The sequence below is a fragment of the Niveispirillum sp. GW835-FHT14G11 genome (assembly GCF_058793615.1).
Genome location: NZ_JBXAFZ010000001.1, coordinates 716,456 through 732,681, shown reverse-complemented (window position 1 = coordinate 732,681; position 16,226 = coordinate 716,456). Strand labels below are relative to the sequence as shown.

The window sequence follows — 16,226 nt, the reverse complement described above, 5'->3', positions numbered from 1 at the left end:
GTCGCTGGGAGCAGGTTGAGGGGTCGGGCTTGTGATCCTGGGTCCCGGCCTTCGCCGGGAAGGCGAAAAAAAGCGGGAGGCGAGGAGCGATGGAAGAGGAACGCGAAAAAGGCGGGGGCGGGGGGCAGCGAGATGCCACCCCTGCCCCCCTGAACACCCCACAACATCCACCCATGCAGGAGCGGCTTATGAAGCCCGTCTTTGCCACCACATCCAATTCCATCGCCTTTGACGAGGCCGTGCGAGCCCTGGCCCGGCGGGGGGCGCGGGAGGCGTCCTGGCTGTTGCTGTGCGGGCCGGCGGGGCATGGCAAGACCGCGCTGGCCCGCCATTACGCCGCCGATGAGGGGGGCGTGTATCTGCGCGCCAAGGCGCACTGGACCCCGGCCTCGCTGCTGGCCGAGCTGGCGGCGGGGCTGGGCCAGGTGCCCGAGCGCGGCAATGCCGCCAATTTCGAGCTGGCGGCCCGCGCGCTGGCCACATCGGCCCGGCCGCTGGTGGTGGATGAGATCGACCATGTGCTGGGCCGGCGCGACACGCTGGAGAGCTTGCGCGACCTGTCGGACGTGACCGGGGCCGGCATCATCGTGGTGGGGATGGAGGAGGCGGAGCGCCGCCTGAAACGCTTCCCCCAGGTCTATAGCCGCATCAGCCAGGTGGTGCGCACCCGCGCCCAGGACCGCGATTTCGTGGCCGGCATCCTGGCCGACCTGTGCGAGGTGCCGGTGGGCGACGGCGTGGCCGAGGTGGTGCTGGCCCGCACCGGCGGCCATCTGCGCGAGATCCTGGATGCCGTCGCCATGATCGAGGCCATCGGCCGCCGCCAGGGCGACAAGCCGCTGGTGACCGAGGCCATGGCCAAGGCCGCGCCGCTGACCGGGGGCCGCGCCGTGCGGCCGGGGCGGTGAGAAATGGCGGGGGCCGACCTTTCCCTGAAGGAGCAGGAGCGGCTGCGCCGGCGCGACAGCCTGCCCGTGCTGCCGGAAAGCTATGAACCGCTGCTGCGGATGGTGGGGCTGGCGCGCACCCTGGCCTTCATCCGCCGGTACGGGGGCACGGACGCCCGCTTCCCCGCCCATCCGGGGCCGGACCATGAGATGGTGCGGATATTGGGTCGGCGCGGCGTGGCGGCATTGCGCGCCGACTATGGGGCGCTGGACCTGCACTGGCCGGCAGCGTCGGACTATCTGGCCCTGCTGGACGCCCGCGCGCTGCGCATCAAGGGCTGGTCGGTCAGGGATATCGCCCGCAAGCTTTACCGCGATCCCAAGACCATCGAGCGGTACCTGAAGGGCGTGCGGGTGACGGGGGTGCGGCGGGGCAAGGGCAAGAAGGCGGTGGCGCCGCTGCCGTTGTTTGAGTGGGGGCGGTGAGGGTCAGGTGGGGAGCTTTATCGCCGGGGGAACCAACGGGTTAGTGGATTGGGCGATGATCACCGGCCAACCCATAGAGAAAATCTCGACCCCTTCGACAAATACATCGACGGTCAGTGTGCCGTTTGCCTTAAAGAACGCCGGCGCCCAGCGGTTGGTGATGAACTCGACTGCCATATCGGTACTAGCCGGGCCTCGGCTTTCGGCTTCCTGTCGGGGGTGAAGCGTGACGTCAAAGGGGTCATTTTCCAATGTGTCACCCTTGGCCACGATCCTGATCGTTTCCGGAGCAGGTGTTGTCGGATAGGTGACCCAAACACCCAGGAATATTTGGGGCAGAGCGGAAGGCGCAGTACCATTCACCTTCACCCCTTGCATGTGAATTCCCACAAGTGTGGGCCGTTCGTCCTGTTCAGTACGAATATCGTCACAGAAGACTGCATGGACGGCAAATCCCTCACGCATGTTCAGGAACCTTCACTGGATTGACGCTCCAGAAGGGACGATGGCTGAACGCATGGCCAACTATCGGCTGTTCACTGGCATCCAATGGCGTGACGCGCCCTTCCCCCGCCCCAATCCTGATCCGCCGCCAATAATTCCCCCCCTCCGCCGGCTGCCGCGACGGCAGCGACACGCGCACGGGACGGTCCAGCGCATAGGCCAGGTCGGCCAGGGTCTCCAGCGTCATGTTGGTGTCGCCGGACAGTTTGCGGGACACGAAGGATTTCTGCTTGCCCAGGGTGCGGGCGATGTCGGCCTGGGTCAGGCCGCGGCGCTCATGCTCCTCGTCCAGCGCCTGATTCAGGGCGTGGGCGATCTCGCCCAGCATCCGGACATAGGTCTGGCGGCGCTTGTCGATCTTCGACTTAAAGGACATCTCTCAAGGCTCCACCGGCGAGGAATTTCGGTTCGTCAAGGTCAAGGCTGTTCCGGACATTCTTCGCCTCCTCGATATAGGGTGTGTATCTGGACGCTGGAACCAGCGTGGACCGCAGGGCGCCGTTCACAGCGATGAAGGTGCTTTTGGCGGCAAACCATCCGAAAATCCGCACGTCGATGGTCTTCAACTCCCATACGGCATGGACCTGTGGCTCCAGATTCCTGGCTCCCTGACCATAAACAATCGGCTTGCCCGTCACGAATTCCCAGAACAGCCGATCCACCTGTTCCTCGGGCGTTAGAGAGCCGCGATCCTTCCCCAGCGTCGGCAGCACATCCGAAAACCAAGTTAGAAAGCCGCCCGTGCAGTAGAGCAAACGCTCTACCTGCTCGTCCCGTTCCAGCTCCGGTTCGTAGGGGTGCAGAACGTTCTGCCTTTCCAACATGGCAAGTGTTGCCATTTAAGTCAACGCCTCCCACCGGTTCTCAGCCATGCCGGCACCGGCGCCGGCGGCCATGCGCTGATTTCCTGTCCGGTGGAGCGTCATCTTTCCCCTGTGCGGGCGACGTCGGATCAATACCAGATAGCGCTGATTACCTATCAGAAACACACGCATCGGTCGATAGCCGGAAGCCCCTCCCCCACCCCCCTTGATCCCCCCTTCCCCCGCTTCGATCCCACGCCGGACGGAATTTAAACCTAAAAAATCCCCGCGCCCGTCGGGGGAGCGAACCGGCTGTCTTCCTGGCACCTTCCATCCACCGGACGAGACGCCCGGACCGGACCCGGACTGCCAGTTGAGGAGATTGTTCCTATGGCCCGATATCGGGTGGATGAACGGGGCCGGCGGACGCTGCTGCAGGCCACGCAGGGCCCGTTCCAGGCCGGTTGGCCGGGGGCGGACCCGTCCCCGGTCGCCCTGCACCAGAGCCCCCCTACCCCAACCCCAAGCCCCGCGCCCGTCGTGCCGGGGACGCCAAGCTGAGGAGAGCTGATCCATGGCCGTTCCTTACAAGTGGGACACGAAGGTCGTGTTCCTGACCGCCGAAACCACCAAGGGCACCGCCGCCACGCTGGCCGCCACCGATGCGCTGATCACCATGAACGGCGCCATCACGCCCATGGATGGCGGCGAGGTGGAGCTGGCCCTGGATGGCCGCCAGGCCGCCGCGCGCGAGGCCTATACCACCAACCTGCACCAGTCGGTGGCGTTCGAGGTGCCGCTGTGCCCGCCCACGGCTGCCGCCGTTTCCCCGCACTGGGGCACGGCCGCCCGGCTGATGAGCCTGGACGAGACCATCGTCGCCACCACCCGCGTGGAATATACCCCCACCCTGACCGGCCAGGAGAGCTTCACCTGCCGTTTCTATCGTGACGGGGAACTGCGCGTGCTGGCCGGCCTGATGGGTGGGGGTTCCATCCGCCTGCCCAACGGCCAGGTGCCGATCCTGTCGGTGCAGGGCAAGGGCGCCTATGCCGCCCCGTCGGCGGCCAGCGCCCCGCCGGAGGTGCCGAACTATTCCACCTACCGCGCGCCCTCGGTGATCAGCGACGAATATACGCCGATCGTGAAGCTGGGCGGTGTGGATATCGCGTTCGAAAGCCTGGAGATCGACCTGGGCAACGCCGCCACCTTCTCCAACCGCCCGAACTATTCCGGGGCGGAGGTCAATACGTTCAACCCCACCGGCACCCTGACCTTCCTGGCCCCGGCGCTGGGCACGTTGAATATCGAGGCCATGCTGGATGCCAAGGTCGCGTTCCAGCTGGTGCATTACACCGCCGCCGGCACCCAGGTCGGCTTCACGGCCGATGCGGTGCAGGTGGGCCGCGTCAGCCACCAGGACCTGAACGGCAATGTCGCCTTCTCCGTCCCGGTGCGCTTCACGCGGCCCGCGGCCGGCGGTGCGGCCTTCAAGTTGTGGTCCGGTACGGCGCCGGTTTGATGTGTGCCCGTCTGATTTGTTCCCTCAGGCGCCGGGCGGGCGCATCCGCGCCCTTGGCTTACGCGCCACGTGGCGCGGGCCGGCAGTCGCCGGCCTGATTTGTGGCTGAGGGGGACCGGGGCGGCTAGCCCCGGTTTCCCCCGGCTTTCTCTCTCTTCCCTCACCCTCTCATCGCCTCCCCGGCGACAAGCCGGGGCCCAGGTTCACAAGCCCGACATCGCCGCCTGCTCCCGATATCGCGTGGAGGGCGGGGGTGCCTTTGGCCCCTGGGTCCCGGCTTTCGCCGGGAAGGCGAGAGAAGAGGCGGGGAGGGAGGTGAGAAGTTTTTCACCCACGTCACCCCATCCATTCCGACCCATCCATTCCGCGAGAGGTTTTCCCCATGGGCCTGATCCTTGCCCCCCGTCATTACGAATGGCCGGTGCATGTGCCGGTTCCCAACCCGTCGATCCCCGGCCAGTTCGAGACCCGCCGCCTGCTGGCGCGGTTCCAGCCGCTGCCCAATTCGGAGGAGGAGGAGCTGCTGACCGGTCTGGCCCGCGCCGGACGTCAGCGCGACCAGCGGCGCGAGCGGCTGCGCCTGACCTTGAAGGACCTGTCCGGCCTGACCGACCGCAGCGGCGACGAGATCGGCTTTGACGAGGGCGTGCTGGACCAGGTGCTGGACGATGCCCGCCTGGTGGCGGCGCTCGACAAGGCCTACATGGCATCGGTCGCCGGGGTGGAGCCGGGCAAGCCGGCCGCCGTCAAGGAAGGCTATGTCCTTGACCAGACCAACAGTTTCCGCTTCCCCATCGAGGTGGAGCTGCCCGATGCCGGCCGTCCCGGCCGCACCGTGACCCACCGCCTGATGGGCACGTTCAAGGAGCTGGGCCTGTCGGCGGCGGTCAGCAGCCGCGACCTGGCGGGCGACGCCACCATCGATGTCCAGGGCTTCCAGACGCCCGACGGCAAGCCGGTGCCGTGGGAACAGGCGAAATCCGTCGCCCTGGACGATCCGGCCATCACCAACGCCATCCTGGTGGCCTATCAGCGCGGCCTGGATGGTGTGGCGGTGCAGGCGAGGCGCGAAAAAAACTGAGTGAGGCCGCCCGGTTCTGGGGCCGGCGGCGCCATGGCGTCGCCGCCCCCCGGGTCGATGACGAACTGCTGGCCGACCTGACCCGGTCGGGCATGCCGCCGGATGTGGCGGCGCGGTTCGCCGACGATCTCCGGACGGCCGCTCCGGCGGCAATGGCCGCGGACATCTGCCCTGTCCGCCCCGATTGCTGGGAAATCGTCATGGCGTGGCGCGTGGTCGCCACGCAATGGCGTGTCGCCGCCCTGGGTGGAATGGGGGGCGGCGTCGCGTGGCTGGGCCTGGACTATGCAGGTGCGGCCGCCGGGTTGGCGGGGATGGAAATCCCCGCCAGTCCCGATCTCTGGTGGGGCCTGCGCGTCATGGAGGCCGCGGCCAAGGAGGAGCTGAACCGATGAGCGGTCCCAACAATATTACTATCCAGGTGGATGTCTCCGGCGCCCTGACGAGCATCCAGGGCACGGATGCCGCCCTGAAGGCCCTGGGCGTCACCGCCCAGGGCGTGGCGCAGCAGATCCAGGCCATGGCTGCCGCCAGCGGCGGTATCCAGGCCTGCACCCAGGCCGCGCGCGACAGCGCCGCCGGTCTGGCGGAACTGAATGCCGGCGTGGAGACGCTGAACAACCGCCTGGCCACGCTGGGCGAGGGTGACTCGGTCTTCGAGTCCATCCTGTCAGGGGGGGCGGACGTCGTCGGCATCCTGGCCGATATGGAAAACGCCCTGAAAGCCGTGGGCAAGGGCGCCGGCGCGCTGGGCGGGCTGGTCGCCCCGTTGCAGGCGACGACGGCCGCCACCACCGCCGCCACCACCGCAACGCGCGTCCTGGCCGTGGCCCAGGCCGCATTGCCGATCCTGGCCATCGCCACCGCCGTCGCAGCACTGGGGGTCGGGCTCTATGAACTGATCAAGGGCAGCCAGGAGAATACCCGCGCCTTCAAGAGCATGGACGAGGCCCTGCGCGCCATGGAGCCCACGCTGGGCCGCGCCGGCGACGGCATCGACCAGTTCATGAACCGCATCGCCGCCGCGACGGAAGCCCGCCGGACCCTGATGAAGGGCGGCCTGACCGACGTCATCGCCACCGGGGAACAGGAACTGGCCGCGCAGAAGCAGGCCATCGAGGCCCTGTTCGCGAAGGTCTATGGCGGCGCGTTGAATTCCCGTCACCAGCCGCCACCGGATGCCGGCCTGACCGCGTTCCGCCAGTTCCAGAAGGATGGCGATGTCGAGGCGCTTTACGCGGCCCTGTCCAGGGCCGGCGGCAAGGCCAAGGAGGTGCTGGATGCCGTCGTGACCATCGATGGCCAGTCCAAGAAAATGAGCACTATCGGCAACGAAGCCGCCGAGACGCGCGAGAAGGTCGGCGGCGCCTATGAAAAACTCAACCTGCTGAACGGCGCCATGACGGGTGAGGCCGCGCTGAAGCAGACGAGCGCGTGGAATGACGCGACCGAGGCACTGGACGCCTACGGCCAGACCCAGGACCCGATCCGCACCGCCGCCGTCGCGCAGGCGGCCGCCCTGGAGAAGGTGGCCGACGCGCTGGAGAAACAGGCCAAGGCGTCGGGCGACGGCGCGCAAATGTCGCTGGCCGCGCAGACGGCGGCGGAATTGCGCACGCGCGCCAATGACGGCCTGCGAAAGGCCGAGGACGAGATCGCCGCCGCCGCCAGGCGCAAGGCCGTCGCCGATGCCGACGCGATCAAGATGTCCAACTTCCATGCCGACGCCACGGCCCATATGGCCGCCCTCTCCAAGCTGGAGGCCGAGGGTACCGATGCGGCGCGGCTGAAGGTCATCGAACTGACCAAGGCGCGCAAGCTGGAGAAGCTGGCGCTTCAGGAAAATGCCGAGCTGCATCAGGCCGATGCAACGGCCCGCGCGGAGATCACCGCCCGCTACGCCGAAAGCCGCCAGGCCATCGAGAACGAGGCCCGGTCCGGCGCCGATGCGGTGAAGGAACAGACCGAACAGCGCTTGGCCGAAGTCACGGCCCTGGAACGCCAGACCGCGGAGATGCAGGAAGCGGCCAGGATCGCGGCCCTGGAACGCGAGGGCACGGCCGAAGCGCGTGCCGAAATCATCCGGATCACCAAGGAACGCAAGCTTCTGAACCTGGAGCTGGAGCGCTCGATCGCCCTGAAGGGCAAGGAGAACGACCCCGGCGCCGTGGCGCGCATCAACAAGACCTTCGACGACCGCGCCGACATGATCAAGACGGAGGCCGAGGGCGCGTCCAAGGATGCCACCGAGAAGGCCGCCAAGAATAAGCTGGAAGAGACCAAGAAGGCCGCCCAGGCCCAGGCCGAAGAGGTCAAGAAGCAGGCCGACACCATCGCCGGCGGCTGGGCCGACGCCATGTTCAACCAGATCACCGGCAAGGGCGACAGTATCAAGAACTGGTTCAAGGGCCTGTTCAAGCAGATCGCCGTCGAGGCGCTGAAGAACAAGATCGCCCTGCCCATCGTCACGGGCGTGCTGGGCGGGGCGGCCGGGCTGCTGGGTGGGGCCGCGGGTGCGGCACAGCAGGCGGCCACGGGCGTGGCCGGCACGCCGGGCGCGCAGGCCGCCCAAGGCGACATGCTGTCCGGCCTGTCGGGCATCCTGGACGGGTTCGAGGAAGGCTTCACCAAGCTGGGCGCCAAGCTGTTCGGCACGGCCGGCGGCCCTGACGGCCTGCTGGGGGCCGGCGGCACCTTCCTGGGGTCCGCCGACCTGGCCACGGGCGTCACCGGCGGGCTGGCCGGGATCGGCCTGGGCGCCACGGCGGCGGGGCTGCTGGGGGCGCTGGGCATCGGCAAGGGCAACACCAAGGGCGGGGCCATCGGGGGCGCCATCGGCGGCATCGCCGGCAGCTTCCTGCCCATCCCCGGCGGGTCGGTCATCGGGTCGCTGCTGGGCGGGGCCATCGGGTCGCTGTTCGGCAAGAAGCCGTCCGACAAGGAAGGCAATGCCGTCATCAACCTGGGCAACGACAATGTCGCCATCGGCGGCTTCACCGGTTCCAAGTTCAGCCAGGAGAACCGCGACCAGGCAGCATCCATGGCCAAGCAGGTGCTGGATATCAAGAACAAGCTGGAACAGGCCTTCGGCCGCCAGATCACCGGCACGCTGGCCGTGGGGGCGGGCGATCGCGACGGGCTGTTCGCCACGGGGCTGAACAGCACGGCGCGCACCAATTTCAGCGATGACGAGGCCGGGGCCAAGAAGCTGGTGGCCTTCGTCACCGGGCAGCTGGTGGAAGGCCTGCGCCAGACCGACCTGCCGCAGGAGATTTCCAACGCGCTCGGCCGCATCGACTTCTCCGATCTGGAGAAAGCCACGTCCGACCTGAATTTCGTCCGCGATTTCAAGGACAGCATGGCCGCGCTGTCCCAGGGCTATGGCCTGCAGAACCAGGTGGCCGTGGCTGCCAAGCAGGAGGTGCTGGCCCAGACGGAAGCCGTGCGCAATTTCCACGACACCACGGCCCGCCTGTTCCCCGAGGCGCTGGCCACCGCCGACGCGGCCCTGAAGAAATACGTGGAGGGGCTGGTCGGTATCGGCGAGGCGACCCCGCCCATGACCCGGCTGGAGACCGCCATGGTGGCGGTGAAGGCGCAGTTCGAGGCGTACAAGCCGCTGCTGGAGGAGGTGGGCTATACGGCGGAGGAGGCGCAGACCGCCATCGCCACCGGCCTGGCCAAGGCCCAGGGCAAGCTGAAGCAGGATTTCACCGACAGCCAGGACCGCGCCCTGAACGAGGCGACGGGACGTGGCCATCTGAACCAGGTGGGCGACCTGAAGACGGCCCTGGACCAGGGGCGCCGCGATGCCCTGGCCGTGGGCGCCGATCCCGCCCTCGTGGACCAGACCGTGGCCGCACAGCTGTCCCAGATGCTGGGCAATGGCAATCTGGACAAGGACCAGTTGCAGGAAGTGATCGACACATTCGCCACCAGGTTCCCCGAGGCGGCCGAAACCGCGCGCCGGGCCATGGGCGGGCTGATCGACACCACGGGCGAGATCGCCAAGCTGAACCAGTCCTTCAAGGATCGCGAATTCGCGGCCACCAACGACACCAGTACCGAGGCCGGCGCCCTGGCCGCCTTCGACCGGCAGGCCAGCGCCGAGCGGGCGGAGATCGCCAAGCAGGCCGGTGCCGATCTGGCCGGCTTCGACAGGGCCACGAATGCGGAACGGCTGCGCATCCAGAAGGAATTCGCCGACCGGCTGGCCGCCACCAACCTGTCCATCCAGGACCGGCTGTTCGCGGCCACCACCGACACCTCCACCCTGGCCGGATCGCTGGCCGCCTTCGACCGCAAGGTCGGGCAGGAACGGGCCGAGATCGCCAAGACGGCAGGCGCCAACCTGGTCGATTTCGACAAGGCCACGAACGCCGAACGGCTGAAGATCGAGAAGGAGTTCGCCGACCGTCAGGCGGAAATCTCCCGCGGGCTGGACGACCGGGCCTTCGCCCTGTCCGTGGCCGGCAATGGCGATGGGGAGATCAAGCTGCTGGAGCGCCGGCAGAATGCCGAGTTCGAAGCGGCTCAGGCGGCCGGCTACACCCATGAACAGCTGACCAAGCTGGCCAGCGTGCTGGCGGGCGAGATGACCCAGGCGGTGAATGCCGTGCTGGAACAGACCGACGCCCTGAACCTGTCGATCCAGGACCGGCTGTTCGCGGCCACCACCGACGCCTCCACCCTGACAGGTGCGCTGGCCACCTTCGACCGCAAGACGGCCCAGGAACGCACGGAACTCGCCAAGACCGCCGGCGCCGACCTGATCAGCTTCGACAAGGCCACGGCGGCCGAGCGGCTGAAGATCGAAAAGGAATTCGCCGACCGGCAGGCGGAAATCTCGCGCGGCCTGGCCGACCGTTCCTTCGCCCTGTCGGTGGCCGGCAATGACAATGCGGAAATCCTGCTGCTGGAACGCCGGCAGAATGCCGAGTTCGCGGCGGCCCAGGCGGCCGGCTACACCTACGAACAGCTGGTACAGCTGCAACAGGTGCTGGCTGGCGAGATGACCCAGGCCGTGCAGGCCGTGATCGACCGCACCAAGGCCCTGAACCTGTCCATCCAGGACCGGCTGTTCGCGGCCGGCACCGATACCTCCACCCTGGCCGGATCGCTGGCCGCCTTCGACCGCAAGGTGGCGCAGGAACGCGCCGAGATCGCCCGGACCACCGGCGCCGATCTGGTCAGCTTCGACAAGGCCATCGGCCTGGAGCGCCAGGCCATCCTGAAGCAGTTCGCCGAACAGGCGGCGGCGGTGAACCAGGGCTTCGCCGACCGGCTGTTCGCCGCCACCAACGAGGCCGGCACGGCCGAAGGGGCCCTGGCCGCCTTCGACCGGCAGGCGGCCCGCGACCGGGCGGAAGCGGCCAAGGTGCATGGCGCCGACCTGCTGACCCTGGAACGGGCGCTGGCGGCCGAACGGGTGAACATCCTGCAAGGCTTCGCCGACCAGGCCCGCGACAAGCTGGCGGCGGCGATGGAGGCCGCCCGCGATCTGGCCGACAGCTGGAAGGAAGCCGGCGAGGGGCTGCGCGACGCGCTGAAGGCCGACCAGCTGTCCAGCCAATATTCCAGCCTGAACCCGGAAGATCAGGCCAAGCTGGCGGAGGACGAGCTGCGCCGCCTGTCGGCGCTGGCCAATGATGCCAGCCTGACGGCGCAGGAGCGGCTGGCGGCGGCCCAGGCCCTGCCAGAGGCGCGCCGCGCCTTCCTGGATGCCGTGCGGCCGCTGTACGAGGGCACGGAGCGCTGGGGCGAGGCGCTGGACCTGTCGGCATCGTTGCTGGACGGGGTGGCCCAGGCCACCGACCGGGAGGCCGACCTGGCCACCCAGCAGGTGAACCTGGCCAAGGACCAGCTTCAGGCCCTGGGCATCGTCAATGACAGCGTGCTGACCGTGACCGAAGCGCTGAAACAGTACCGCGACGCCCAGGACAAGGTGGATCAGGCCAAGGCCACGCCCGTGGTCGCCCCGCCCGCCGCCCAGGTCCCGGCGGCACCGGCCGGCCAGCCCGCCAATGTCAACAAGCCCAGCGTCACCCAGGTGCGCATGGACCTGCTGTCCAATGTCGCCATGACATCGAAGCTGGGCGACCAGGATGTCCTGACCTGGAAGCGACCCGACGGCAGCCCCATCGGCCTGCTCCGCGACCAGGTGGTGAACGGCAGCCTGGAATACCTGACCGCCATCGCCCAGCAGATCGGCCTGTCCGGGTACCAGCAGGGCGGCATCGTCGGCAACGGCCTGTATGGCGTGGACAGCGTGCTGGCCCGCTATCAGGACGGCGGCTTCATCGCCCTGGCCGGGGGTGAGTTCGTCACCAGGGCGCCCAGCGTGACGGCGGAGACCGCGCCGCTGCTGCGCGCCATCAATGATACCGGCCGTGTGCCCGCATCCATGACGGACAAGGCCGCCCTGGGCACGCAGCGGGTGGAGGCGCTGCTGGAAGGGCTGCTGCACCAGTCCACGGTCGCCGATCGCCAGCAGATCGACCTGGATAGCCGTGGCTATGAAGCCATGATCGACCGGCTGGAATCCCTGCTGAACCAGGCCCGCGACACCGCCGCCGACCGCCGGAGGACCGCACGATGAGCATCTTTCATCTGGTCGACTGGACCGCCTGGAACAGCATCACCGGGGCGATCGAGGTCTGGCGCTTCACCGAGGCGCGCAACGGGTTCCGGACGGGCGGCCTGCAATGGCTGCCCAACCTGGCCGCCGGCCCCGTCCTGGGCCAGCATCTGTGCGGTGACCAGCTGGGCAGCCCCGCCACGCTGGAGGTGGGGGACCTGACGGTCGTTACCGCCGGCCTGCCGCGCGGGGCCGGTAATGCCCGCTTCCCCGACGATTACCTGTTCGAAGGCCATCCCGTGCTGGTCCGCCGGGGATCGCCGGGCCAGGCGCCGGCCGCCATGACCGTGCTGGTCAACGGCCTGTGCAACGAGGCCCAGCCCCTGAAGACCCGGCTGATCGGCCGGATCAGCGGGCGCGAGGCGCGGTACGACCGGGCGCTGGCCAGCCGCTATGCCGGCACCGGCGGGGCGGAAGGCGGCAGCGAACGCACCGGCCGGCCCATCCCCTTCGGTATCGGGGTGATGGACGGGGTGGAGGGCGATTATCTGGGCCTGGTTTCCGGCCTGCATTCCTGGCGCCTGGCACCATCGCTGTCCGACGTGCGCGCCGGCTGGGTGGGCGGGTCGGCCTTGGCCAAGGTGACAGGCACGCCCGCCACGGGCCAGTTCCGCGTCGATGCCGCCACCGGCCTGGTGCAGGTGGGGGGATCGGCCCTGGCCGCCTTCCCCTATAGCTGGGATGTGGATTATGACGAGGCCGGGTCGCGCACCGTGGCGCATGCCCTGCGCAAGCTGGCCCTGCGCGCGCCGGATACCATCATCCGGCCCGGGTCCGTGGCCGCCCTGGCGACGCTGCTGCCCTATGATGTCGGCTGGTGCTGGACGGGTGAGACCACCATCCGCCAGGCCCTGACCGACATGGCCAGCCGGTCGCTGGCCTGGTGGCTGGAAGATGCGTCGGGCCAGCTGGACATGGGCTCGCTTTCTGTGCCGGCCGGCGCCACGCCGGTCACCGAGTTCAACCGCCAGACCATCGTGCGCGGGTCGGCCCGCCTGTCCAACGGCTGGCCCAGCCAGGGCGGGCTGGCCCCGTCGCGCATCGATCTGGCCTGGGGCCGCTGCCCGCGCGTGCACAGCGCACAGGAGGTGCAGGGGGCGGCCGATGCCACCCGCCGCGCCTATGCCGGCCAGGAATGGCGCCAGACCGCCGCCGCCCTGTCGGCCCCGGCCGGCGCCCGGCCCTCGGCCCAGCCGCTGTTCATGGAAACGCCGCTGCGCTCCGCCAGCCACGCGGCGACAGAGGCCGCCCGCCGCGCCGCCTTCGGCACGGTCCGTTTCCTGGACCTGCGCGCCCTGGGCGACGTGGTGCCGCGCGGATCGATCGTCCAGGTCACGCTGGATTATCCCGGCCTGCGCACGCCCAAGGCGGCGCGTGTCCTTTCCGTCATCCCCCGGCCGCGCGGTGGCGCGGCCGATTACCGACTGTGGGTGTCGCCATGAGCATTTCCCCCCTGATCCTGATCGGCCATTCCAACCGTGTGCCGTCCGCCACCCTGTCGGGCGGTTCCTGGGCCAACAGCCGCGAGCTGGTGAAGACCCGCCCCACGGGCACCCGCCTGATCGCCGCCGCCAATAATCTGGCCAACACCAGGCTGACCCTGACCTGGACCCGGCCGCAGCCGGTGCAGATGCTGGTGATCGCCGGCCATAATGGCAGCCGCACCGGCCTGATGCGCTGGTCGGCCTATGAGGGATCGACCCTGCGCCATGCCGGCGCCTGGCGCGACATGAAACAGGCCGTGGCCGGCACGGCGGAACTGTCCTGGTACGATTTCGGCCTGTTCACCGGCAAGCCGGAGGATGAATTCTACGGCCGCTATCCCAGCCAGGTGTTCGAATATCTGCCGGCCACCATCGGCGCCGACCGGATCGAGATCGAGTTCGACGACCAGACCAATCCCGAGCCGCTATCCATCGGCTTCATCGGCGCCATGCAGGTCTGGCAGCCGTCGGTGCCCCCGGAATGGCCCATCGCCATCAGCCCGCGCACCGTGTCGGTGCTGGAGGTGACGGAGGGCGATGTGGAGCTGGGCGTGGAAGGATCGCCGGTGCGCGAAACCCGCCTGTCCTTCACCAGCCTGCCCGAAGCCGACGGCATCCGCCTGAACCGCATCCAGCGCGAGGCGGGAGAGACGGGCGAGCTGTGGCTGGACATCGACCCGCTGGGCCTGGGCGCCATGACCACCTATGACCGCGCCATGCTGTGCCGCCAGGTGCAGCCCGAAGGCGTGACATTCGGCGAATACTGGCGGGCCTCCGGCGCCCGCCTCTTCCGGGAGACCTTCTGATGACCGACAGCCCCGCCCTGGCCCGCCTGCGCGGCAACCATTATAACCTCGCCGACTGGAACGCCGCCACCAACCCCGGCGGCATGGGCGGCGACGGCCATCGGCTGGTCCTGGTCCCGCCCAAGGCGCCGCAGGTGGCCACCCACCCCGTGATGGTCGACGATCTGGTGACCGTGGCGGATGAGGTGGCGGACAATGCCGTGGCCGCGGCGGCGGCGGCCAGCGGCGGGGCGGCGGCGGTCACGCTGTCCGGCCCCCTGACGCTGACCAGCACATCGCCGCGCGTCCAGGGCCTCAATCCCGGTGCCGCCAGCCGCGACGTCACCCTGCCCGACGCCACCACCCTGCTCAGTGCCGGCGGCCCGGTCTTCATCATCACCAATACCCAGCCCCCTGCCGGCACCGGCGCGGTGCTGACCGTGAAGAACGCCGCCGGCACGGTCCTGCGCCACCTGGACCCCGGCGACACCGCGCATCTGTGCCTGCTGGACCGGTCCAGCGCCGCCGGCACCTGGCTCATCGACGTGATCGCCAGCGATCCCTATGACCGCCATGCCGCCCTCGGCCTGTCGGCCGATGTCACCCTGTCCAGCCGCACCGGCCGCAGCCTCAGCATCACCCCCACCCTGCCCGGCCGGGCGGTGTACCTGCCCGACGCGACGACCATGCCCCATACGGGCGGGCCGATCTTCAACATCACCAACAGCAGCGCCAGCCTCTCCTTCCAGATCCGCGGCGCCACGGGTGCGCTGCTGGACGAGGTGCAGCCCGGCCAGACCGTCCTGGTCTGGCTGCGTGACAAGGCGAGCGCGGCCGGGGCCTGGGGCCTGATGGTCGCCGACCGGCCCTCGGGCACGGCCTTTTCCCCCCGCCAGGTGCTGGACACGACATTCCTGCACAACCACCAGATCAGCCCGACATCGCGGGCCGACAAGGCGCTGTGGTCCTACAGCCGCGACGGCACGCTCTGCGTGCGCGTCCTGACCATTGCCGGCCAGACCGTGATGCCGGGGCCCGAACAGCTGCTGGGCCCCGGCCCGCAGGGCGGCATGGCGCTGGCCCTGTCCGATACCTATGGCGTGGCCTGCTGGGCGACCCTGACCGACACGGTCCACCGCGGCTTCACCATCGACCTGTCGACCGGGGCCTGCACCCCGACCGGCACCGCGGTGGCCTGGGGCATGTCCAGTTCGGAGCGCGATATCCGCATGTCCAAGGTGCCGGGCAGCAGCACGCATTGTCTGGCCATCGGGCGCAATGCCAGCATGCATGCCCGGCTGATCGGCTTCAACGGCACCAGTCTCAGCCAGTCACCGGTCCTGGTCACGCCCGGCACCTCGGCGAATTTCGGCTGCCATGACGTGCTGGCGCTGAACAGCAGCTGGGCCGCCATCTTCCTCGCCGATACCGCCAACAGCGGACGATTATCCTATCGGCAGATCGACATGGATGTCGCCGCCATGACGCTCGCCAATGGCGGGACCACGCAGCTCTCCACCGAGGGCGCCGCCGCCATCATCTGCGCGCGGCTGGCATCGGGTGTCGGCAATTACTGGCTGATCATGTCCTCCGCCGGGTCGGACATCGGGGCCTGCCTGCGCTATTCGGCCGACAATGCCACCGGCCGCTACATCCTCAGCCCCAGCTGGTCCGGGGCGGCCAGTTCCGGCCGGCCCGGCGCCTGCATCGTCTGGCCGGGCACCCAGGCGCTCACCGCCTTCTATACCCTGTTCGATCTTGGCGCCAACGCGCACCGGGCGGTGATCCAGGACCTGACCTGGGACATCACCCGCAACAATGGCAACACATGGGAAAACAACGCCTTCCGCCCCGCCGGCCCACCCCGCAACCTGAGCGCGGTGACCGGCCCCGCCGTCAATAATGTCAGCCATGAGCACTGGTCGATCGGCGCGGCCCTCAGCAGCACGACCGGCCTGTTCATCTACAGCGACGCCACCAACGCCAACTTACCCACCGCCATCCTGGTCGAACGGATCGTGTGACGCCCCGCCCCCC

At 68.8% G+C, this 16,226-nt stretch carries 12 protein-coding genes; 9 read left to right on the top strand and 3 right to left on the bottom strand.

Going from position 1 to position 16,226, the window contains the following annotated elements; translation table 11 throughout:
- Positions 1-188 precede the first annotated feature (188 nt).
- On the top strand, positions 189-908 hold the full coding sequence (locus AC1Q7F_RS03550; RefSeq protein WP_492503852.1) for an AAA family ATPase: 720 nt from the start codon (positions 189-191) through the stop codon (positions 906-908).
- Between the two features lie 3 nt (positions 909-911).
- On the top strand, positions 912-1,373 hold the full coding sequence (locus tag AC1Q7F_RS03545; protein WP_492503851.1) for a hypothetical protein: 462 nt from the start codon (positions 912-914) through the stop codon (positions 1,371-1,373).
- 3 nt (positions 1,374-1,376) lie between these two features.
- On the opposite strand, the gene AC1Q7F_RS03540 is transcribed toward AC1Q7F_RS03545, so the two are convergent.
- The 3 genes from AC1Q7F_RS03540 to AC1Q7F_RS03530 are packed head-to-tail and all read right to left on the bottom strand — an operon-like array spanning position 1,377 to position 2,716.
- Positions 1,377-1,838, bottom strand: coding sequence for a hypothetical protein (locus tag AC1Q7F_RS03540; protein WP_492503850.1), 462 nt, complete (start codon positions 1,836-1,838; stop codon positions 1,377-1,379).
- On the bottom strand, positions 1,831-2,253 hold the full coding sequence (locus tag AC1Q7F_RS03535; RefSeq protein ID WP_492503849.1) for a helix-turn-helix domain-containing protein: 423 nt from the start codon (positions 2,251-2,253) through the stop codon (positions 1,831-1,833). The genes AC1Q7F_RS03540 and AC1Q7F_RS03535 overlap by 8 nt, the downstream gene beginning before the upstream one ends.
- Positions 2,243-2,716: a hypothetical protein gene (locus AC1Q7F_RS03530; protein ID WP_492503848.1), complete on the bottom strand. Its 474-nt coding sequence runs from the start codon at positions 2,714-2,716 to the stop codon at positions 2,243-2,245. Before AC1Q7F_RS03530 ends, AC1Q7F_RS03535 begins: the two co-directional genes overlap by 11 nt.
- A 538-nt stretch (positions 2,717-3,254) precedes the next feature.
- Here AC1Q7F_RS03530 and AC1Q7F_RS03525 point away from each other — a divergent pair.
- The 7 genes from AC1Q7F_RS03525 (at position 3,255) to AC1Q7F_RS03495 (ending at position 16,213) form a co-directional block, all read left to right on the top strand.
- Positions 3,255-4,202: a phage tail tube protein gene (locus AC1Q7F_RS03525; protein WP_492503846.1), complete on the top strand. Its 948-nt coding sequence runs from the start codon at positions 3,255-3,257 to the stop codon at positions 4,200-4,202.
- Between the two features lie 382 nt (positions 4,203-4,584).
- Entirely contained in the window at positions 4,585-5,283 is a 699-nt protein-coding gene (locus tag AC1Q7F_RS03520; RefSeq protein WP_492503844.1) for a hypothetical protein, read from the top strand.
- Between the two features lie 92 nt (positions 5,284-5,375).
- Positions 5,376-5,678, top strand: a complete 303-nt coding sequence (locus AC1Q7F_RS03515) for a DUF1799 domain-containing protein (protein WP_492503843.1) — start codon at positions 5,376-5,378, stop codon at positions 5,676-5,678.
- Positions 5,675-11,881: a coiled-coil domain-containing protein gene (locus AC1Q7F_RS03510; protein WP_492503841.1), complete on the top strand. Its 6,207-nt coding sequence runs from the start codon at positions 5,675-5,677 to the stop codon at positions 11,879-11,881. Before AC1Q7F_RS03515 ends, AC1Q7F_RS03510 begins: the two co-directional genes overlap by 4 nt.
- Complete coding sequence (locus AC1Q7F_RS03505; RefSeq protein WP_492503839.1) at positions 11,878-13,362, top strand: hypothetical protein; 1,485 nt, start codon at positions 11,878-11,880, stop codon at positions 13,360-13,362. Before AC1Q7F_RS03510 ends, AC1Q7F_RS03505 begins: the two co-directional genes overlap by 4 nt.
- Positions 13,359-14,210: a hypothetical protein gene (locus AC1Q7F_RS03500; RefSeq protein ID WP_492503837.1), complete on the top strand. Its 852-nt coding sequence runs from the start codon at positions 13,359-13,361 to the stop codon at positions 14,208-14,210. Before AC1Q7F_RS03505 ends, AC1Q7F_RS03500 begins: the two co-directional genes overlap by 4 nt.
- A complete protein-coding gene (locus tag AC1Q7F_RS03495; protein ID WP_492503835.1) occupies positions 14,210-16,213 on the top strand; it encodes a hypothetical protein in 2,004 nt (667 codons plus the stop codon). Before AC1Q7F_RS03500 ends, AC1Q7F_RS03495 begins: the two co-directional genes overlap by 1 nt.
- Positions 16,214-16,226 lie beyond the last annotated feature (13 nt).